14 protein-coding genes are annotated in these 21,275 nt (G+C 69.0%); all 14 read right to left on the reverse strand.

Annotated elements, in window-relative coordinates; genetic code table 11:
- Positions 1–2 precede the first annotated feature (2 nt).
- Positions 3–3,521, reverse strand: coding sequence for a type VI secretion system membrane subunit TssM (gene tssM / locus AB3X08_RS21625; protein WP_369935083.1), 3,519 nt, complete (start codon positions 3,519–3,521; stop codon positions 3–5).
- A gap of 23 nt (positions 3,522–3,544) precedes the next feature.
- On the reverse strand, positions 3,545–4,798 hold the full coding sequence (gene icmH / locus AB3X08_RS21630; RefSeq protein ID WP_369938603.1) for a type IVB secretion system protein IcmH/DotU: 1,254 nt from the start codon (positions 4,796–4,798) through the stop codon (positions 3,545–3,547).
- A gap of 49 nt (positions 4,799–4,847) precedes the next feature.
- Positions 4,848–6,182, reverse strand: coding sequence for a type VI secretion system baseplate subunit TssK (gene tssK, locus AB3X08_RS21635; RefSeq protein WP_369935084.1), 1,335 nt, complete (start codon positions 6,180–6,182; stop codon positions 4,848–4,850).
- Positions 6,183–6,701: 519 nt separating this feature from the next.
- Positions 6,702–7,985: a type VI secretion system-associated FHA domain protein TagH gene (tagH, locus tag AB3X08_RS21640; RefSeq protein ID WP_369938604.1), complete on the reverse strand. Its 1,284-nt coding sequence runs from the start codon at positions 7,983–7,985 to the stop codon at positions 6,702–6,704.
- 175 nt (positions 7,986–8,160) lie between these two features.
- Positions 8,161–8,697 (reverse strand): DUF6931 family protein, encoded by a 537-nt coding sequence (locus tag AB3X08_RS21645; RefSeq protein WP_369935086.1) that lies wholly within the window; start codon positions 8,695–8,697, stop codon positions 8,161–8,163.
- 10 nt (positions 8,698–8,707) lie between these two features.
- Positions 8,708–10,699 (reverse strand): type VI secretion system tip protein TssI/VgrG, encoded by a 1,992-nt coding sequence (gene tssI, locus AB3X08_RS21650; protein ID WP_369938605.1) that lies wholly within the window; start codon positions 10,697–10,699, stop codon positions 8,708–8,710.
- Between the two features lie 317 nt (positions 10,700–11,016).
- Positions 11,017–12,327: a tetratricopeptide repeat protein gene (locus AB3X08_RS21655; protein ID WP_369938606.1), complete on the reverse strand. Its 1,311-nt coding sequence runs from the start codon at positions 12,325–12,327 to the stop codon at positions 11,017–11,019.
- 73 nt (positions 12,328–12,400) lie between these two features.
- Complete coding sequence (locus AB3X08_RS21660; RefSeq protein ID WP_369935087.1) at positions 12,401–12,688, reverse strand: PAAR domain-containing protein; 288 nt, start codon at positions 12,686–12,688, stop codon at positions 12,401–12,403.
- A gap of 61 nt (positions 12,689–12,749) precedes the next feature.
- The gene (locus AB3X08_RS21665; RefSeq protein WP_369935090.1) at positions 12,750–15,245 is read right to left on the reverse strand and encodes a protein kinase domain-containing protein; all 2,496 of its coding nucleotides are present in this window, start codon (positions 15,243–15,245) and stop codon (positions 12,750–12,752) included.
- A 279-nt stretch (positions 15,246–15,524) separates the two neighbouring features.
- The gene (locus AB3X08_RS21670; protein ID WP_369935092.1) at positions 15,525–15,983 is read right to left on the reverse strand and encodes a hypothetical protein; all 459 of its coding nucleotides are present in this window, start codon (positions 15,981–15,983) and stop codon (positions 15,525–15,527) included.
- Positions 15,984–16,191: 208 nt separating this feature from the next.
- Complete coding sequence (locus tag AB3X08_RS21675; protein WP_369935094.1) at positions 16,192–17,046, reverse strand: hypothetical protein; 855 nt, start codon at positions 17,044–17,046, stop codon at positions 16,192–16,194.
- A gap of 297 nt (positions 17,047–17,343) precedes the next feature.
- Complete coding sequence (locus AB3X08_RS21680) at positions 17,344–17,556, reverse strand: hypothetical protein (protein WP_369935096.1); 213 nt, start codon at positions 17,554–17,556, stop codon at positions 17,344–17,346.
- 229 nt (positions 17,557–17,785) lie between these two features.
- On the reverse strand, positions 17,786–18,463 hold the full coding sequence (locus AB3X08_RS21685) for a hypothetical protein (protein ID WP_369935097.1): 678 nt from the start codon (positions 18,461–18,463) through the stop codon (positions 17,786–17,788).
- Positions 18,460–21,249, reverse strand: coding sequence for a type VI secretion system ATPase TssH (gene tssH / locus AB3X08_RS21690; RefSeq protein WP_369935098.1), 2,790 nt, complete (start codon positions 21,247–21,249; stop codon positions 18,460–18,462). Before tssH ends, AB3X08_RS21685 begins: the two co-directional genes overlap by 4 nt.
- Positions 21,250–21,275 lie beyond the last annotated feature (26 nt).

Below are 21,275 nucleotides of genomic sequence, written 5' to 3' on the forward strand. Positions count from 1 at the left end.
CCTCAACCCCCACACGCGAAACGACGCACATCGGCGTCGAGGAAGGGATGGCGCAGGTTGCCGGCGCGCAGCGGCAGCTGCACCGCATGCCCCCCGACATCGAAATGGGCGACGAAGCGCAGGTCCGAGGGGTTCTGCAGGTCGCCGGCCTGCAGGGCGCGGAACAGCGCCCAGTCACCCTGGTAGTCGAGCCGGCCAAGCGCGGCGCCGTCGGCGCCGAAGGCGGCGATGCTGACGTGGCCGGGCGTCGGCCCGGGCCATTTCATCGGCATGCTGTCCACGCCGCCGGCGGTGTAGTCGAAGCGCTGGCCTTCGATGTCCACGGTCAGCCGCGCCACGCCGGCATCCAGGGTCGGCGCCAGCACGGTGAAACCGACCTCCGGCTGCGCCGCGCCGCGGAAATATTTCTGCTTGATGCGTTCGGCCAGCTGCAGTTGCGCCGGCAAGCCCGGCGCGCCGGCAAGCGCGTCCGGGCCGCTCTTCCAGCGCCAGTCGCGGCCGCTGGTGTCGAGCAGTTTCTGCAGTGCGTCGCGGTACAGCGCATCGAAGCGCCCGCCGACGCCGAACAGCTCGCCGAAGTTTTGCAGCGGGATCTCCTGCGCGCTGGCCGGATCGAACGGATAACGGCCCTTGACGAACTCGGCGCAGACCACGCCCACCGCCTGCTGCACCTGCGCGCCCAATGCGGTCTGCGCGCCGCGCGTCATCAGCGCGGCGCTGCTGCCGGTCAAGGCCTGCAGCCACGACGACAGCGGCGGCGGCAGTTGCGCCGCTTCCTGTCGCGCCAGCAGCAATTGCGCATTGGGCTGCGGCGTGGCGGTGGCCGGATCGGTCATCGTCAGCAGGGTCTTGCTGAGCTGGTCGAGCACGCCGAGCAGGTGGTCCAGCGGGGTGGCGCCGGGCGCGCCGCTGGCCAGCGCGTTGAGCGCGGCGAAATGGTTGGCGATGGCCTCGCCGGGCGGCGCGGCCCCGGTATCGCTGGGGTCGCCGCTGGCGGCCAGCGCCGCCGCCATCGCCGCATTGCCGCCGGGCAGCTTGGCCGCCAGTGTCGCGCCGGCCTTGGCCGCCGCCTTGCTCGCCGCGTCCTGCCCGGGCTTGGGCGGCGGCGTGCGCAGCAACTGTTGGGTGTTGTCGCGGACCACGCCGAGCAGCAACCGCAGCGGCGAACTCGGCCCGGCCAGTTTGGCCGCGATCGCGCTGGCCTGCTGCAGGTCCGCAGCCGGCTGCAACTGCAGGTCGGCGAGCAGGCCGTCCCAGTAGCGGATGTAGTCCTGTTCGTAGAGCACGCGCACCTGCTGCGCCAGCCGCGCCTTGCCCAGCGCGTCGATGCGGCGCGGACCGAACACCCAGTCGTCGCGCACGAACTGTTCGACCGCCTCGCCGATGCCCTGCCCGGCCAGCGCGGCGAACACCGGTTGCGTGTACAGCGCCGGCAGCGGTTCGGACAATGAGGTGCCGCTGCCACGCTGGAACACGTTGCCGAGCAGGCCCAGCGCCTTGTCCAGCTGCAGCGGCTCGGCGCCGGCCTGCGGTTGCGACAGCTTGAGGTTGCCGTACACCAGCGTGGCCAGGTCGGCCGAGCGCAGCGTGTTGCGCGCCTGCTCCAGCAGCGCCGGATCCAGCGACAGCGCGCGCAGCCGTCCGGGTTCGTCGAGCAGCGCCTGGAAATGCCCGGCCAGGGCTTGTTGCAGCACGGTGTCGGCGGGAAACAGCTTGCGCCATTCGATCGCGCTCAGCGCGGTCAGCTGCGCCGCGTCCAGATGCTGCGGCTGGCCCAGCATCAGGTAGCCCTTGAGGTAGTAGTACAGCGCTTGCGGCGCGCCGGCGTTCTCGGCCATGCCCTGGCGCAGGCGCAGCGCCACGCCCGGCACCAGGGTGCCGTTGAGCTGGCGCAGATAGGCGTCGTGCAGTTCCTCGCCGACCGCATCGCCCTGGTACAGGCCCATGCGCATCGACCACGGCGCACCGTCGCGGTACTGCTGCGCGACCTGCGCCAGCGCGCGGGTGCCTTCCAGCTGCTGCAACGCCAGCGCGAAGTACTGCGGCGTGGTCGCCGCGCTGTCCGGGTCCGGGCTGTGCGGGCGCGCATCCAGCGCCGCGCGCACTTGCTGCAGGTAGGCGCGGTTGCCCAGGTAGCTGCCGGTGAGTCCGCCCAGCAGCAGCACGCCCAGCAGCGCGATGCCGGTGTAGCCGGCCGCCTGCAGCCAGGCGCGGCGCCGCTCCAGCGCCGGCGCGCGCCCGGCCAGGCCGGATTCGCGCAGCAGCACCTGGCCGAGCAGGCGTTCGACGAAGAAGGTGCGGCGCTGCGCGCCCGGCGCCTGCACGCTGGCTTCGGCCAGGCCGAAGGTGCGCGCCACCGCGCCCATCATGCGGTCGATCGGCGTGCCTTCCTGGGTGCCCGAGGTCAGGTACACGCCGCGCAGCAACGGCGGCGTGCCGTAGGCGGTGCCGGCGAACACGCCTTCGACGAACTGCCGCGCCGCTTCGCCGAGCGCGGCGAACTGCTGCGGGAACGACAGGATCGCCGCGCGCCGGGCGCGATCGCGCTCCACGTGCATGCGTTCGAACAGACGCGCGTTGAGCCGCTCCTGCAACAGCGCGTACTCGTCGGCGAAGCCGCGCGCGGCGGTGCCGTCGAGGCTGCGCGGCAGCGGGAACGACACGCCCCACACCTGCGCGCGCTGCTCCGGATTGAGATCGTCGAAGAATTCGCCGAAGCCGCCGATCAGGTCGCACTTGGTGAACACCAGGTACACCGGCACGCTCATCTTCAGCTGTTCGCTGAGTTCGTCCAGGCGGCGCCGGATCGCCTGTACGTGCAGGTCGCGCTCGGCGTCGTCGAGCAGCAGCAGGTCGGACATGCTCATCGTCACCAGCACGCCGTTGAGCGGGCGGCGGCGGCGGTAGCGGCGCAGCAGGCGCAGGAAATCGATCCACGCGCCGGCATCGACCTGACGGTCGGAATCCTGCGTGGTGTAGCGGCCGGCGGTATCCAGGAACACCGCTTCGTCGGTGAACCACCAATCGCAGTTGCGGGTGCCGCCGATGCCGCGCAGCGCCTGCTGGCCGAACCGCGCGGCGAGCGGGAAGTGCAGCCCGGAATGCTGCAGCAAGGTGCTCTTGCCCGAGCCCGGCGGGCCGATCACCACGTACCACGGCAGCGTGTACAGATCGCCGCCGCCGCGGCGCTTGCGCAGGATCTGCACCGCCTCGTGGAACCGCGCCTGCAGTTGGTCGCGTTCGTCGGCGCTGCGCGCCTGGCGGTCGTCGCCGAGCGCGTCCAGTGCCGACGGCGTGGCCATCTCGGTGGCCAGCTGGCGGCTCTGCCGGCGCGCGCGCAGCTGCTGCCACTGCAGCCAGCCGGCCCACGCGCCGACCAGCAGCAGGATCAGCAGCAGCCGCGGCACCGCGCCGGCCAGCAGCTGGTGCCCGGCGATGCCGATGTAGGGGCCGATCAACCAGATCAGCAGTGCCGCCAGCAGCAGCCCGACCATGGTCACGACCCAGCCGGATCGCAGCATTCCCAGCAGCTTGCCCACGGCGCTCACTCCCCCGGTTGGAACAGGATTTCGACGCGGCGGTTGCGCGTCCGGTTGGCCGCCAGGTCCGGCGGCACCGCCACCGGCTGCGAATCGCCGGCGCCGGCCGATTCGATCCGCCCCGGCACCGACAGGCGCTGCCCCAGCAGATGCGCCACCGCGTCGGCGCGCGCGGCCGACAGCGCGTAGTTGTCCTTGAAACGCAGCGAGCGCAGCGGCTGGTCGTCGGTGTGCCCGACCACGATCACCCGCCCCGGCAACCGCTCCAGCGCCGCGGCGATCTTGCCCAGCAGCGGCAGCTGGTCCGGATCGACCTCGACCCCGCCGGAGGCGAACATCGCGTTGGCGTTGAGCCGCACCCGCGCCTGGCCGTTGGCCTGTTCTTCGACGCCGAGCAGGCCGGCGCGTTCCTGCGGCGCCAGCAACTGCTTGAGCGTGACCCGCGGCGGCGGCGGCCGCAGCGCGTCCGGCGGGGTGCCGCGCTGCAGGCCGATCTGCGCGGCGGCGGCGCTGATCGGCGCCGACAGCGCATTGAGCCGCGCGTTGAACCACACGAACGCGAGCAGCACGATGCAGGCCATGCCCAGTGCGGCCACCCACAGCGGCAGGTAACGCGCCAGCCGCCGGCGTCGGTCGTCCACGCCCTGCCAGTGCGGCGCCAGCGTGTCCGCCGCGGCGCCGCGCTGGGCGCGAATGCGCCGGTACAGGTCGTCCTGGATTTCGGCCAATCTGGCACGGCCGCCGGCCTCGATCTGGTAGCGGCCGCAGAAACCCAGCGCCAGGCACAGGTACATCAGCTCGATCAGGTCCACGTGGCGCGGCACGTCCGCGCACAGGCGTTCGAGGATCTGGAAGAACTTGGCGCCGCCGTAGGACTCGCCATGGAACACCACCAGCAAGGTCTTCTGCGACCAGCCGCTGTGTTCGCCCCACGGCGCATTGAGCACCGCCTCGTCGAGCATCGCGCACAGCACGTAGCGCGCCGCGGTGACCGCCTCCGGCGCGGCGCCGCCATCGCGCGCGCGCTGTTCGAAGCGCCGCACCTGCGCGGTCACCTGCTCGCGCAGCCGTGCCACGTCCGGCAGCGCCACGCTGTGCCGCAGCTGCACCGCCAACAGCAGCAGCGGACTGGCCGCCTGCACCAGCGGATTGACGCTGCGGCCGAGGAATTCGCTGATGTCGGCATCGCCCGGCGCAGGCGCGGGCGCCATGCCCGGCACCGCGGCGACAGGCGCGGCGGTGCCGCGCTGCGGACGCATGAGGGTGGCATCGCTCAACGGATCGACGGGCGGACGTGGATTCATGCGCTCAGCTCCGGATCGCCCACAGCTGCAGGTCCAGCCCGGCGAACTCGCTGCCGAAGTGGAACGCGATGCCGCCGGAGCCCTTCAACGTGCGCCACAGCGGCGACTGCTTGTCGAATTCGAAATACAGATAGCCGGCGTGGTACGGGATCTGCCGCGGCGCCACCGGCATCGGCATCGCCGCGATGCCGGGCAGCTGCAGGTTGACCAGGTCGCGGATCTTCTCCACCGGGCCGATCTTGGCCTGCAGCGGCAATTGCCGGCGCAGCTCCTCGGCGGGCACGTCGGCCTTGGCCGCAAGCACGAACGCGGCGCTGTCGAACAGCGCCGCGTCCGGCACCATCGCCACCCACACGCCGAACTTGCGCGCCTGTACCGGGATCGGCAGCGCGGTCTGTTCGAGCACCGCGCTGAGGCTGCCGCGCAGACTGGCGATCACCGGCTCGAAGCTCGGCTGCAGCGCATCGTGGCGATACGCCGGCCATGCCGGCGGGCGCTTGCCTGGGGTGGTGAAGGTGCTCAGTTCGCCGGCCAGCGCGACCAGCGCCGCATACAGGTCCTGCGGATGCAGCAGCGGCGCCGACGCCCAGTGCGCGATCAGCGGCTGCCAGCGGTTGACCACCTGCAGCAACAGGAAATCGGCGATCTCCGCCGCACCGCCGCGGTCGCCCACTGACACCCGCGCGGCCAGCGCTTCGCCGCGCTGGTGCAGCAGGCCGAGCAATTCGACCAGGAACGTGGCCAGCCGCGGCGCCGCCTGGCAGGCCAGCGCGGTCGGCACGAATGCCTCGTCCAGCGTCACCTGGCGATCGGCGCGCGCTTCGACGATGCGCGCCAGCGGCATCCGGGTCAGCCCGTCCAGCGGCTGCGACTGCGGCAACAGGCGCGTGCTCATCCCGCCCACTTCCATCAACACCGCGCCCTGCATGCTGCCGGAGGCGTCGTCGACCTCGGTCTCGCGCACGCGGTAGCGGAACAGCTGGTCCGGCGGCGCCTCGGCGCGGCCCACGTCGGCCTGCGCCGCCGCGCGCAGCGGCAGGGTCAGGTACACGGTCTGGTCGCGCCAGTTCGGCTCCACGTCCAGCGCCGGCGGTAGCGGATCGTCGCCCGGCATCGCGAACGGTGTGCCGTCGGGAAACACGCCGCGCGCGCGGCGGATGCCGAGCTTGCCGATCGCCAGCAGGTCGGTTTCCAGCTCCAGTTCGGAGAAGCCCCAGCCATGCGCATGCAGGCCGCCGGCGCGCAGCTCCACGTAGCGCTCCAGGTAGCGCTCCTGCTGCTGCAGATGCTGGGGGCGCAGAAACAGCCCCTCGCTCCAGACGACCTTGTTGTTGTGCATGATCCGCCGTGTCCGCTGCTGTCGATGGCGATGCGGCCGCGGCGTTGGACGCAGCAGCCGACCCCAATGTGCGATCCCCTTGCCGACGGCCCGGACGCGGCCCGCGGCGCGCGCAGTCCAGGCTGGCGGGATGCAGTGTGGCCAGCGCGAATGCGTGCTACCCGACAATTCGTCTCAGCGAGGCGGGGATATCGCGATGCTGCTTTTGTGGGAGCGACTTCAGTCGCGACGGGCCTTACCGGGAAGTCCCGTCGCGACTGAAGTCGCTCCCACAGGTGGCATCACCTGGATCGAGAACGCACCCGGCTAGCCCAGCTTGCCCGCCCGCCGCGCCGATCTAAGCCGCGCCAGCTGCGCCTCTTAGGCACGAGCGAACTCGTCGCCGAATCACCTGCATCACGGTGCCGGCGGCATGCACCGCGCGTGCGCTCCCTGTACCTGCCGCCATGCGGCTTTTGTAGGAGCGGCTTCAGCCGCGACACGTGCTGCGGACAATCCCTGTCGCGGCTGAAGCCGATCCTACATGGGGGGCTTGCCCGCGCGCCGCGCCGACTTCAGCCGCGCCAGCTGCGCCTCGTAAGCGCGGGCGAACTCGTCGCCGAACAGGCGGCGGAAGCATTCGTCCGGATCCTTGGCCAGGGCCTGGAAGTTGTCGCGGTAGCGCTCCCAGTAGCGGCCCTTGCCGGCGAACGCCAGGCGCTTGCCGCTGGCGTCCACCTCCTGCTCCAGCCGGTCGGGGCTGAAGTGGAACAGCATCGATTCGAACGCGGCGCGCATGCCCGCCAGCATCGCCATCTGGTGGCAGCGGATGTCGTCGAACGCATCGTCGAACGCGGCCACGCCGGACAGAAACGCCGGGCTCGGCGGCGCCAGCAGTTTCTGCAGCGCATCCTCGGGCGTGGCGGCGAACTTCAGCGGATTGTTCTCCGAACGCTGGATCACCGTCACCGGCAGGCGGAAGGTGTTCTTGATCTCGGCGCGCGCGCGCAGCACCTCCATCACCCCATCGACCACGATCTCGAAGATCCGCGCCACGTCGTCCGGCATCTGCGTGGACGGCACGGATGGAGCGGCCTGCGCCGCGAACGACGGCAGTGCCAGCGGCGCAGCCGCCGCGCTCGCCGCAGGTACCGCCGCCGGCGCGAAATCGCCAGTGGTCAGGTCCCAGTTTTCCGGCAATTCGAAGCCGCGCGTCGTGCCCGCTGCGGGCGGCGCGGGCACACGGAAATGGTCGTGGCCCGCGTCGCTGTGGTTCCAGCTGTGGGTCCGCTGCGGCGGCGCAGGCTCCGCCGGCAGCGGATCGAGCAGGCGCAGCGGATCCAGTTCGCCGGCCGCGCCCGGCACGCCGAGATCGCCCAGCAGCGCATCGTCGTAGGCGCCGCCCGCGGGCCTGGCGGCGCCGAGTTCCGGCAGGCCGAAGTCGAAATCGAATGCGTCGGCGTTGGGCGCAGCGCCGGCCGCATGCGGCGGCGGCATCGCCGGCAGCACCTGAGTCAGGTCCGACGCATCGTCCGGCATCGTCACCGCAGACGGCGGTGGTGCCGCCGGCGCCTCGGCCTGCAGCTGCACCTGGATCTCGAAGCTGTCCAGCTGCAGGCGGTCGCCGTCGCCGAGCGCGGCCGGGTCGCCGCGTTGCAGCGCGGCGCCGTTGAGCAGCATGCCGTTGGTGCTGCGGTCCTCTATGAAATACATGCCGTTGAGATAGCGCACCACCGCATGCGTGCGCGACACGCCGGGCGCGGCCAGCACCCAGTCGCTGTCGTCGGCGCGGCCGATGCTGCCGCCACGCTGCGCGAACGCCATCTGCGCGCGTGCGCCGAACTGGGCGGCAGCCTGGCCGGCGACGGTGAGAATCAGTTTGGACGGTAGGGACACGTGACGCTTCCTTCGGATCGGGTGGCGCGGCATGGCCGCGGACACACTGCTACGGATGGTGGACGCCATGCCGCGCGCGTCCGGCGGCGCCGCACGAGCGCGGTCATGCCGCCGCCCCGCCTGCCAGCAGCTCCAGCGCGTGCAGTGCATAGCCATGGCGCCGCGCCTCGAACTGCGCCGGCTGCTGCGCGGCGAGCAGGTTGATCGCCGCCACCGCCGCGCGCGCGGTCAGATGCTCGGCCGGCGGCACCGGCGTGTCCTGGGTCGGCGGCGCCAGGCTGCCGCCGGACCAGGCCACCGCCGCCGCCAGCCACGCGCCCAGCGAGGCATAGCCGCCGGCCTGGGCGAAGGCGAACGCGGCGCGGCGGTTGGCCTCGTTCGGCTCGCGCACCCATTTCTCGGCCAGTGCGGCGCCGGCGCGGTCTTCCGGCGACAGGGCTTCGCCGCGCGCGCACTGGCACAGCCAGGCGACCACGTAGCGCTTGGGCAGCAGCCGCGCCAGCAGCTTCAGCGCGTCCTGCGGCTGGCCGCCGTCGAGCAGCGCGCGCACCGCCACCTGCGCCGGCTGCGCGGTGTCCAGCTGCGCGCGCGCCGGCGCCGACAGCTCCATGTCCACGCAGGCCTTCTCGATCGCATTCATCGCCACGCCCTCAACCGATCATGATCAGCGCGCCGCCGATCTGGTGCAGCGCATCGGCCTTGAGGCTGAGCATCGGCGCTTTCAGCGTGCCCATCGCCCCGCCCTCCAGCGCCAGCATCGCGTCCGAATGCACCTTGACGCTGGCGCCGGCGCCCATGTCCACGGTCGCCCCGCCCTTGATCGCGACCTGCACCTTGCCTTCCACGTTCACCGCGTTGTTGCCGGTGACGGTGATGGTCACGCCCTTGATCTCGATCTCGCCGCTGCTCTTCATCACGATGCTCGACGCCCCGGTGACCAGTTCGATCTCCGTGCCCGCGCTGAGCTTGAACTTCTTGCCGATCGCATGGGTGGCGTTGTTGCCGACATCCAGGGTCTCGTCGTTGTCCACCTTGTGCTTGCGGTCGTGCTTGACGGTGCTGGTCTGGTCGTTATCGACGGTGGCGAAGTGGTCGTGCTCCACTTCCTCGCGCAAGTCCTTCTGCGCATGCACGAACAACTCCTCGCTGCCGAGCTTGTCTTCGAAACGGATCTCGTTGAAGTCAGCGGTGCCGCCGCCGGCGCTGCGGCTGCGCACCCCGCTCTGGGTCTTGTTGTCCGGCAGCGCGAACGGCGGCATGTGATCGGCGTTGTAGACGCTGCCGATCACCAGCGGGCGGTCCGGGTCGCCCTCCAGGAAGCTGACCACCACTTCCTGCCCCACCCGCGGCAGGCTCATCGCGCCCCAGCCCTTGCCCGCCCACGACGAGGCCACCCGCACCGGGCACGACGGCTTGCTGCCGTCGCGCGCCGACGTGTTCCAATGAAAGGTGACCTGGATGCGGCCGTACTGGTCGACCACGATGTCCTCGTCGGTGTCGCTGCCGGTCACCACCGCGGTCTGCAGGCCGGCGATCGACGGCTGCCGCGCACGCGCCAGGCTGCGGAACGGCAGCTTGCTCTCGATCGCCTCGAAGCGGCACGCGAACGGCGCCGCGCCGCCGCCTTCGCTGGACGCATAACCCGCCGCTTCCAGCACGGTCTGCGCGCCGATCACCAGGTATTCCTGGTTCCATTCCGGGCGCGGGAACGCCTTCAGCGAAAACAGCGCGCCCACGCGCAGGCCGACCGCGTCGCTGTCGCCGCGATAGCGCGAACGCTGCACGTTGTGCGCCTCCGCGCGCACCTGCGCGTAGCGCTTGCCATCGGCGAGCTGGCCATGCGCGCCGGGGTAGTCGAAGGCGGTCAGCCCGCTGACCGGATGCAGGTCGCCGCCATGGCCGATCTCCTCGTCCACCGCCAGCGAGGCGCGCGGACGCAGCGGATCGTAGTCGGTGAGCTGGTGCGTGCTGGTATGCACGCTGCGCGCCAGCTGCCATTCGCTGACGGTGGCGCCCATCACGTTGGCATGCTGGCCCGGCGGCACATACGGCAGCGTCTCGAAGCCGCTGCTGCTGGCGTGCGCGCCCAGCGCATCGGCCAGCACCAGCGTGTGCGTGGTATGGCTATGGGTGAAGAAGTAATAGATGCCTTCCTGCTCGAGCAGGCGGCTGATGAAATTGAAATCGTCCTCGCGGTATTGCACGCAATAGTCGCGCTTGGGATAGGTGCCGCTCAGGCTCAGGGTCACATCGCCGTAGCCGATGCCGTTGAGTACCGCGCGCACGATGTCCGGCACGCTCAGGTCGGTGAAGATGCGGCAGTCGCGGCGTTGGGTTAGCAGCCACGGCTTGGGCACCAGGGTCACGTCCAGCACTGCGTAGCTGAGCCTGTCGACGACATGGAAGCCGGTCTGCGCGACGTGCGCGACAATGCCGTGATACCAGCGCACATGGCCCTCGCCCGCCTTCAGCTGCACCGCCATCGACGTGCCGAGCAGCGCGCGCAGATCCGGACGCGGCTGCGTGCTGAGCGCGGTCAGGCGGTACTCGAACAGCTCACCCAACGCTTCCGTCGCCTGCATGCGCCAGAACAGCAGCGCATCGCCAAGGTCGGAGTGCAGCGTCATCATCGGCGTGGGCATCGTGGTGTCCGGGAAGTCGAGCGCCGCGCAATGCGGACCTTGGCCGGCGCGCGCGAGCGGCGTTCGCGGTGCGGCGCGCATTGCCGGCACCGGCCCGACGCCGCCGCTGTGCGCTGCCGGCAAGGCGATACTCACACGGCGTCCGCCGCGAAAGCCGACATTTCGTCTCAGCGCTGCGGCCGCTGGCGGGATGCGTGTCGCGCTGTCTACCGCGGTGCCTGGCGACGCAGTAAAGAGGTGCGCGGCACCAGCCTGCTGCACGCGAATCCTGTCGCCGCAACCATCGAAAGTGTGCCCCGCGCCGGCACGGCATCGCGCTAGCGGCGTGCCAGCACCACCCAGCCCTGTACCGGCGCGCCGCCTTCCTTGCGCAGCTGGTCGGCGCGCAATTGCACGCGGGCGAAACCGGCCTGCGCCAGCGCGGCCTGCACGTGCGCGCGGCTGTGCCGGTAGCGCCCGCTCGCGCCGAGCTGCACCCGATCGTCCGCAGCGTCCAGCGCTTCCACGGTGAAGGCCAGCCAGCCGTCGCGGCGCAGTGCCGCGTGCGCGGCCGCGCAGACCTCGCGCAGGTCGCCGAAGTACACCAACGTGTCGGCCGAGACCACCACGTCCCACGCCTGCGGCTGCGCCTGCAGATACGCTGTCAGTTCGCCGACCACCAGTGCGTCGTAGCCGCCGCGCTGACGCGCCTTGTCGATCATGCCGCCGGACAGGTCCACCCCGGCCAGCCGCCGCGCATGCGGCCGCAGCAGCGGCGCGCACAGGCCGGTGCCGCAGCCGGCGTCGAGCACGTCCAGCGCCGCGCCTGGCGCATGCAGCACCTGCGCCAGTTCCGTGGCCAGCAGCTGCGGCGCGCGGTACTCGAGATTGTTCAGCAGCTGTTCGTCGAAGCTCTCGGCGAAGCCATCGAACACGTCGCGCACGTAGGCATCGTCGGCGCGCGGCGGCGCGTCGCTGCCGCCACAGGCGGCCAGCATGTGCCGCGCCACCGCATTGTGCGGATCGCGCGCCAGCCAGTCGCGATACACCGCCACCGCTTCGTCGTGGCGGCCGAGCAGATACCAGGCGGTGCCCAGCGCCTCCAGCGCACGCAGGTTGGCCGGGTCCAGCTGCCACGCGGTGCGGAAGCACTCGGCCGATTGCTCCAGGTGCTCGTGCTGCTGCGCGTGGTTGCGCAGGAACAGGCCGAGCAGGTAGTGGCCGTGGGCGAACCCGGGCACCTGCTGCAGCAATTGCGCGTAGGCCAGGAACGCCTCGTCCAGCCGCGCCTGCGCTTCCAGCACCACCGCCAGGTTGCTCAGCGCGTTGTGGTGCGAGGGCGCACAGGCCAGCGCGCGCCGGTAGCAGGCTTCGGCCTCGGCCAGGCGCGCGCATTCCTTGTGCACGTTGCCGAGATTGTTGTGCGCATCCGCATAGGCGGGAACCAGCGCCAGCGCCTGTCCGATCAGCCGCAAGGCTTCGTCGCTGCGCCCGCGCTGGTGGCACAGCACGCCGAGGAAGTGCAGCGCGTCGGCGTGCGCGGACTGCTGCGCGAGCACGTCGCGATAGCCGCGCTCGGCTGCGTCCAGATCTCCCGCCCGATGCAGGGCGATGGTCTGCGCCAGCGTCGGCGCGGCCGGCATCCCCATGCCGGCCGCCACCGCTTCCGCTTCCCCATGCCGCGCAAGCGCGGCTCCCGCCTGCTGCATCGCCCCGCTCCCCTTATCCGATCAAGACGGTGAAACACCCCAGCACGATCGCCCCGCCGTGCGCGGTGCTGTCGCCCAGCCGCGCCGCGGGCATGCCCGCGATCAGCACCGTCGGTGCGCCGGACACGATGCTGTCCGGCGGCCCCACGCAGACCGCCATATCGCCGATCCGCGCCGCCGGCAGCCCGCCGATCAGCACCGTCGGCGCGCCAGGCGCCGCGATCGGCCCGCCCACGTGCGGCACCACCCCGGTGACCATCGGGCAGACGTGCAGATCGGTGAGGCGGGCGGCGGGTTGCATGCGGAGCCGATAGCGCAGTGGCCAGGCATCCAGCTTGCCGCGCGCGGCGGCGCGCGACCCGTCATTTCGTCTCAGCCACCACTGCCGAGCGCGGCGCATCCGGTGCGTCCAGCTTGGCCAGCGTTTCGCGCACCTGCGCCAGCGGCCCGGGCGCATCGCCGTACAGCCCGACCAGGATGTCGCGGGTGCGTTCGGCATGCGCGCGCGCCTGTTCGCGTTGGCCCAGGGCGATCTCCGCCTCGGCCAGGCCGCGCAGGATTTCCGCGGTCACCTCGTGCTTGCCGCCGAGCACCCGCTCGGCATCGGCCAGGGCCGCCCGCTGCTCGGCGGCGGCGGCCTGCGCCTGGCCGTCGTCGAGCAGCCAGAACGCATGGTTGGTGCGCGCCATGATGGTGGTGGGATGGTCCTCGGGGTAACGCGTGCGCGCACTGTCCAGCGCCTTGCGGTAGTAGGGCCCGGATTCGGCGACCTTGCCCTGCTGGCGCAGCGCCCCGGCCAGGTTGTTGTAGATCATCTGGGTGTCCCAGCCGTTCTCCCCGTACAGGCGGATCATGATCGGCTGCAAGGCCTTCAGTTCGCGCTCGGCGGCGGGGTAGTCGCGCTTCATCAGCAGATAGACCGCCAGACTGTTGCGCATCGACAGGGTCAAGGGATGGTCCGCGCCCAGGCGCGCGCTGCGGCGCGCGATCAAGTCGCGGATCAGGGCGATCGCCTGGTCGTAGTCGCCGCCATCGGCCAGCGTCGCGGCGTAGCGGTCGCCCGCGCTCAGCACGCTCTGGTCGTCGGCCGGCAATACGCGCAGGATGCCGGTGTAGGCCTGCCTGCTCTCGCGCAACGCCGCCCTGGCCTGCCCTTGCGCGCGCAGCGCCCAACTCAGCCGCGACTGCATGTCGTAGCCCAGCGGCGCATCGGCGCCATGGCGCAGGCGTACCTGTGCGATGCCTTCGCGCAGGATGGCTTCCGCGCGCTTCGGCGCGCCCACGTTCACCAGCGCCTCGCCGAGCAGCCGCATGATCTGCAGCTCGTCTTCGCTGTAGGCGCCCAAGTGCGCCTGTGCATGGCGCCGCGCCGCCTCGAGCTGGGTCACCGCGCGCTTGTACTCGCCCAGCCCGACCAGGCTGGTGCCGATGGTCAGTTCCACTTCCACCAAGGCCTGCGGCTGGCTGGCCAGTTCGCGCGTGGCGCGCTGCGAGGCCTGGTCCATCACCTGCAACAGCAGGGTCTTGTCCTTGTCCTGGGCCACCGACGGATCCACGCTGGACAGCAGCGAGCCGAGGAAGTCCGCCGTCACCTGCGCCCGCTGCGCCTCGCGCTGCGCATTGCGCAACGACCACAACGTGCTGGCCAGCCCGCCGAGCAACGCGGTCAACACCAGCAGCGAGGCCAGCACCGTACCGCGGTTGCGCTGCACGAACTTGCGCGCGTCGCGGCGCAAAGAGCGGGGCAGCGCGCGCGGCGGATAGTCGCCGAGCCAGCGCCGCAGATCGTCGAGCAACGAGGACACCGACGCGTAGCGCGCCGCGCGGTCCGGCGCCATCGCCTGCAGCACGATCGCATCCAGGCCGTCGTGCAAGCCGCGCAGCAGCTGCCCCAGCGACACCCCACGTTGTTGCGCCAGCTCGCGCTGCTGCGGCAGCGGCTGCGCCTGGATCCAGCGCGAGGGGGCTTCCGGCACACCCGCCTCGAACAGCTCCGGGCGCACCCCGCAAATCAGTTCGTACAGCAACGCGCCCAGCGAATACACGTCGCTGCGCGCATCCACCCCGCCATCGTCGCCCTGCGCCTGCTCCGGACTCATGTAGCCGGGCGTCCCGCTGGCGCCGGCCGGATTGCGCGACGGCTGCGCGGTTTCCACGGCGATGCCGAAATCGATGATGCTCGGTGCAGGGCGCCCATCGATCTCGCCGACCAGCACATTGTTCGGCTTGAGATCGCGATGGATCACGCCCTTCTGGTGCGCATGCTGCACGCCCTCGCCGACCCGCACCAGCAACTCGATCCGCGCGCGCAGCGACAGCGCCCGCTGCGCGCACCAGCGGGTCAATGGCTCGCCGCGGATGTACTCCATCACCAGGTACGGCCGGCCCTGCGCGTCTGTGCCGGCGTCGTGGATCTGCGCGATCGCCGGATGCTGCATCTGCGCCAGCAGGCGGCATTCGAACTCGAACACCGCCCGCTGCTGCGCATCCAGGGCGGTCGCGGCGATCAGCTTGATCGCCACCTCGCGCGCATACGCGCCGTCGGCGCGGTGCCCCAGATAGACCTGGCCCATGCCGCCACGGCCGATCACCCGGTCGATCGCCCACGGGCCGAAGCGGGTCCCGGCCGGCAACTCCGTGGCGCTGGCACCACCGCCGAGCAGCGTGCCGAGCAGGCCCGGCCGCGGCAACTCGGTGGCGCGCGAGTCGGCCGTGAGCAGGCCGAGCAACTCGTGCAGCAGTTCCGGGTCGTCGCCGGCTTGCGCTTGAGCAAAGGCGGCGCGCTGCGGCTCGGGAAGTGCACAGGCTTGGTGGAACAGCGCCTGCAGGCGCTGCCAGGTGGCGGGGGTCAGCGGCATGACTGAGCGGTCCGGTGCGTGGCGCCAAGCGACGCCGTGCATGCGCCATATCCAGCACCGCGGGTCGCACGAATTCCCAGCCAATCCCGGCCGGCTGGTGAAAGCGGACTGATCGAGGCGTCGGACATGACCGGCTGGCGAAAGCGAGGAGGGGCCGTTCAGTATCGCGCATAACGGTGACACTATTCACATTTTTTGCGCGCCCCCAGGTAGCACGTCGCCTACCTCATATCGCGCCCCCCACGCCGCCCGCCCCGTCAGCGCTCGCAGGCAACCGCGTCACGCGCACAGGTGCTTGGCTGCGGTCTGCCAGGCGCCGACCTCTCCCGGGTGGTCGAAGGAATAGAAGATTTCCTGTCCAGGCTGCAGAAGGTTGTCCAACGCAGCCTGACATTTCGTGCAAGGCGACATTTCGATGTACATCGCCAGAATCGTCGGAATCGCAGGTTCGTCGGCGATCGCGTTCCACAGGGCGGTCAGTTCGCCGTGTGCGCAGGCATTCGCGATATCGACCCCATTGACCTTGAACGGGATGCGGATGCGGCTGTTGCCGAACACGTTGTCGACCTCGCCTCCGTGTTTTATGTACGCCACAAAGGAGCAGCAGGAGCCAGCGCCGATACCGCTGATGCCTCCGTCGTCCTTCGACTGGGCGACTTCGCGCTTCTTCCTCAGGCATGCCTGGACCATGCCATTGGCGCTGTTGATGTCGTAGGGAACCTTGGTCAGGACTGGCATCTTCAACCCCTCCATTATCAGCAAGTTTTTGGGTATTCTCAGGAACGCCCCGAAACTGTATCCGACCGGCGCCCATCGGTTGTCGCACCAACATGGGTGGCAAGATGTCATCCACAGCATCCGTCAGCACATGGAAGCCCCCATACGCAGCCATCCGCCTCCGCTCGGCCAGCTCTACACCATCGCTCAGTTGGAATGCCGCGCTTGGTCAATACGCAGCAATCAGCTTTACCAGATGCGCGAGCAATTCGTCTGCATTATCCACGCCGCTTTGGGCATTCACTTCCAACGCTTCCTTCTCACGTCTCCAGCGATTGGTGAATTCGATCTTTTCGCGACTTGCCTTGGATGAAATATCGAAGGTGACGCTGTTTTCCAGATCTGCGATCAGATCGTAAAGCCTGGGTAAATCCTGCGCGCGGTCGATCACATCGACAAGGTCCTTGTTGATCTCCTGAACTGCCCTTGTGATATCCGTGGTCGCCCCAGCAATAATCAGTGTGAGCTTGGCGTTGAGCTTCAGCAGCCCCATGGCCTTATGGTAGTTCTTTGTGTCCATCTCGCAAAAGATCTTTTTCACCTCCGGATCCGTCGACCATTGAAACCTCAACTTGCGCAAGCTCGCACGCACGATCTCGATCGCCTTGTTGATCGAGGCATCGTCGGGCACGAGGTTGACGACCGAGCTGTTTACTTCGTTTATCAAGCGATTGAAGATGGCTGCATCGTTGCTTGGCAACCGAGCGCAACCAAGCGAGGCGAGCGCACTTTTGACGAGACCGCCAGCGGCTGCACCGTGCTTCGCGCAAAACTTAGTGAGCGCGAGCATTCCGAATGGCCGAATCTCTTCGTCGTAGTGAATCAAATGGCGCCGATCCAGATCCTGGCCCTTTTCCGCCTTGCCTATTAGCTTCTGTGCACGACTATTGAAATTTGGCCTCCCTTCGATCGTAGCGACTCCATTCGCATCGATAACAACACGAAATTTCTTGGCCCTACGTTTCTTTTTGATATTGACCATGGCGCTCTTGATCGGACTTGGCTTTTTTTTAACTTTCCCCATCTTCTGACTCCTCGGCGTCATTGGATTGATCGGATGGCTATGCGCCTGCTACAACATGGCGAGGCTGCGCATCCAGGCCTCTGCGGAGCTCGCTTTCGGACCGCCTTTCAACACGGCGACCCGGTTCCGGATCTATTGGCTCGCCGCCAACCAGCTCGCGTTGATGGCAGATGCGTTGGCTGGCAATTCGCTGTTGGGAATCGTGGTCCTGCCAGAGGATGGCGCCATCCCATCAGCGGTTTGGCGCCCAATGTATCGTCGCCACACACGATGCCCAGTTGCCCCATCAGCGTCGACCTAGATCTCCGTACCGTTGGTCGGCTCGGATGTCTTTCGCTGTATCACGCCTGTGCGTACGGTATTGGCCTGAGCCACGACTCCACCGGCTTCGGCAAGTTTTGCATCGACGATAAACGCCTTTTCTTGGGCGTCGGAGTATTTCTTGACCCATCGGTAGTATGTGGTGTTTCCCGCATTCACCACTAGATAGGTACCGCCATGGCTAGGCATAACGCTCTCCTTCACTAAGCAATAGAAGCCGGCCATGCTGGCCGGGAATAGAAAAATCGATCAAACGCAGTCGCAGGCGAATCCCTCTTCGCCGAGCAGCGCCGGCGATCCGATCATCACCTGCCTTTCCAATCCTTCATTCCGCACATGTACGGCACCCTTTTCCTCGTTTTCGTTGCGATCCGACAATCGCTGTCGGCGATACCGATACGTGTCGGCCCCGTCCCAATCAATTCAGCACCTTGGCCATCGGCGCGACGACGGGGATCGCCTTGTCCAAGTCGATATCCGCCGCCGTCATTTGTCCCGTGACCACCTGCGCCACGAACTTCCAACCCGTCGGCGTCGCATAGCCGATCACGAAAGAGGAAGTACTGTTGGTGTAGGGCGTGCCGCCCGATATCGACATGCGGCGCGCGCGCGGATCGACCGTGCCTGACTTTGCCCCCGGAAACAGGCGGCGTTCTGCCCGATTGCGGTCCACAGCTCCGTACGGCATGTTGCCGGCAAGGTGTGCCACTTTCGCCTTTTTCGGATTACCCAGGTCGGGCAGGAACGACAGGCGGCAGCCGGTCAGTTCGGAGGTGAAGAAAAGCGGCGCGAGGTCCGCGTCCAGGTCCAGCGAGGTATCCGCTGCGGACTTCCAGGGCAACCAATGCGCACGCATGCTGTGGCCGCTCCTGCCGTCATCCGGCCGCAACAGCACGACATTCTGGAACGCGCTCGCCAGAATGAACCGGTGCACGCCGGCCGGCGGAAAGGCGACGGTGTCGAGCTTCTGCTGGCACCCGCCACGGCGCCATTCGCGAAAGTCGGCATGGCTGATCACGCCTTCTTCGTCGACCACGATCACGTGGCGCGACAGAAAGTCCTTCGGCTTTTTGGCGAGGTCATCGACCAGGGTCATACGTTCGTTCCGCTGGACGCGGCCTCGGCGCCATCGAAGCTGTAGGCGAAGCCCGCGCTGTCCGTCGCTACACGGACGCCCGTAATCGGCTCGCTGCGCATCATGCGGTCGAGGAACTCCCGGCTGATCTCCGGCAACATCGAATTGGTCAAGATCGCATCGATCATGCGGCCGCCCGATTCGCTCTCGGTGCAGCGGCTGACCACCAGCTTCACCACGTCCTCGTCGTAGTCGAACGGGATCTTGTAGCGGGCTTCCACACGCTGTTTGATCCGGTTCAACTGCAGCTTCACGATCTCGCCGAGCATCGCGTCGCTCAGCGGGTAATAGGGGATGGTGACCAGGCGGCCGAGCAGCGCCGGCGGGAAGATCTTCAGCAGCGGCTCGCGCAGGGCCTTGGCCATGCCGTCCGGATCCGGCATCAGTTCCGGGTCCTTGCACAGGCTGGCGATCAGGTCGGTGCCGGCGTTGGTGGTGAGGATGATCAGGGTGTTGCGGAAATCGATGCGGCGGCCTTCGCCGTCTTCCATCACGCCCTTGTCGAACACCTGGAAGAACAACTCGTGCACGTCCGGGTGCGCCTTTTCCACCTCATCCAGCAGCACCACCGAATACGGCTTGCGCCGCACCGCTTCGGTCAGCACGCCGCCCTCGCCGTAGCCGACGTAGCCGGGAGGCGCGCCCTTCAGCGAGGACACCGTATGCGCTTCCTGGTACTCGCTCATGTTGATGGTGATCAGGTTCTGCTCGCCGCCGTACAGCGCTTCGGCCAGCGCCAGCGCGGTCTCGGTCTTGCCGACGCCGGAGGTGCCGGCGAGCATGAACACGCCGATCGGCTTGTGCGGGTTGTCCAGGCCGGCGCGGGTGGTCTGGATGCGCTTGGCGATCATCTCCATGCCGTGGTCCTGGCCGATCACGCGCTTGGCCAGCAGCTGCGGCAGGCGCAGCACGGTGTCGATCTCGTTGCGCGCCATGCGCCCGACCGGGATGCCGGTCCAGTCGGCGACCACCGCGGCCACCGCCTGGTAGTCCACGGTCGGCAGGATCAGCGGGTGCTCGCCCTGCAGCGCACCCAGTTCCGCCTGCACCTGGCGCAGCCGCGCCAGCAGCGCGTCGCGTTCGTTGCCGGACGGCCGCTGCGCCGGGATCTCCTGCATCTGCTGCGCCGGCGCGTGCTGCGCCAGCGCCTGCGCCGCCGCTTCCAGCGGGCTGCCGGTGCCTTCGATCGGCACGCTGCCGGCGCGCAGTTGCGCGCGCAGCGCCAGCAGTTCGTCGACCAGCGCCTTCTCCTCGCCCCAGCGCTGTTCCAGCTCGGCCAGGCGCGCCTGTTCGGCCTCCAGCAGCGCGCGGCAGGCGACGTCGCGCTCGTCGACCACGATGCCGATCGCGCGTTCGCGCTCGATGATGCCGCGCTCGGTCTGCAGCGATTCGATGCGGCGGCGGCTGTCGTCCACGTCGGCCGGGGTGGCGTGCAGGCTCACCGCCACGCGTGCGCAGGCGGTGTCGAGCAGGCTCACCGACTTGTCCGGCAGCTGCCGCGCCGGGATGTAGCGATGGCTGAGCTTGACCGCCGCTTCCAGCGCCTCGTCGAGGATCTGTACCTTGTGGTGCTGCTCCATGGTGCTGGCCACGCCGCGCATCATCAGCACCGCCTTGGCCTCGTCCGGCTCGTCCACCTGCACCGCCTGGAAGCGCCGGGTCAGTGCCGGGTCTTTCTCGATGTATTTCTTGTACTCGGCCCAGGTGGTGGCGCCGACCGTGCGTAGCGTGCCGCGCGCCAGCGCCGGCTTGAGCAGGTTGGCCGCATCGCCGGTGCCGGCCGCGCCACCGGCGCCGACCAGGGTGTGGGTCTCGTCGACGAACAGGATGATCGGCTTGGCGCTGGCCTGCACTTCGTCGATCACCGCACGCAGGCGCTGTTCGAATTCGCCCTTCATGCTGGCGCCGGCCTGCAGCAGTCCCACGTCCAGCGTGCGCAGTTCCACCTCCTGCAGCGCCGGCGGTACATCGCCGCGGGCGATGCGCTGGGCCAGGCCTTCGACCACCGCGGTCTTGCCGACGCCGGCCTCGCCGACCAGGATCGGGTTGTTCTGGCGGCGCCGCATCAGGATGTCCACCACCTGGCGGATCTCGTCGTCGCGGCCGATGATCGGGTCGAGCTTGCCGTCGCGCGCCTGTGCGGTCAGGTCGGTGGTGAATTTCTTCAGCGCCTCCTGCTTGCCCAGCGCGGCCGGGGCGATCGCGCCGCTGGCCTCGCCCGGCGCGCCAGCCTGGCCGAGCTGGAAACCGTCGCTGGGCAGCTGGCCGTCTTCCGGCGAGCCGGCGACGATCTCGGCGAAGCGCTCGCTCAGCGCCTCGGGCTTGATCTTCTCGAACTCCTTGGAGATGCCGAGCAGCGCATTGCGCAGCGTGCGCACGCTGAGCACGCCGACGATCAGGTAGCCGGTGCGCACCTGCGCTTCGCCGAAGCTGAGCGAGGCGTACACCCAGCCGCGTTCGACCGCTTCCTCGACGTTGCTGGACAGATCGGTGACGCCGTTGGAACCGCGCGGCAGCCGGTCCAGCGCCCCGGTCACGTCGCGCGCCAGGTTCGAGGGGTTGAGTTCGAAGCGCTTGACGATGCGGTGCAGGTCCGAGTCCTGCAACTGCAGGATCTGGTGCAGCCAGTGCACCAGTTCCACGTAGGGGTTGCCGCGCAACTTGCAGAACACGGTGGCGCTTTCGATGCCGCGGTAGGCGAGCTTGTTGAGCTTGCCGAACAGGGCGCTGCGACTGATCTCGGCCATGGCGGTGATTCCTTGTGCGAATGCGG

Source organism: Xanthomonas sp. DAR 34887 (assembly GCF_041245805.1).
Classification (GTDB): Bacteria; Pseudomonadota; Gammaproteobacteria; order Xanthomonadales; family Xanthomonadaceae; genus Xanthomonas_A; species Xanthomonas_A tesorieronis.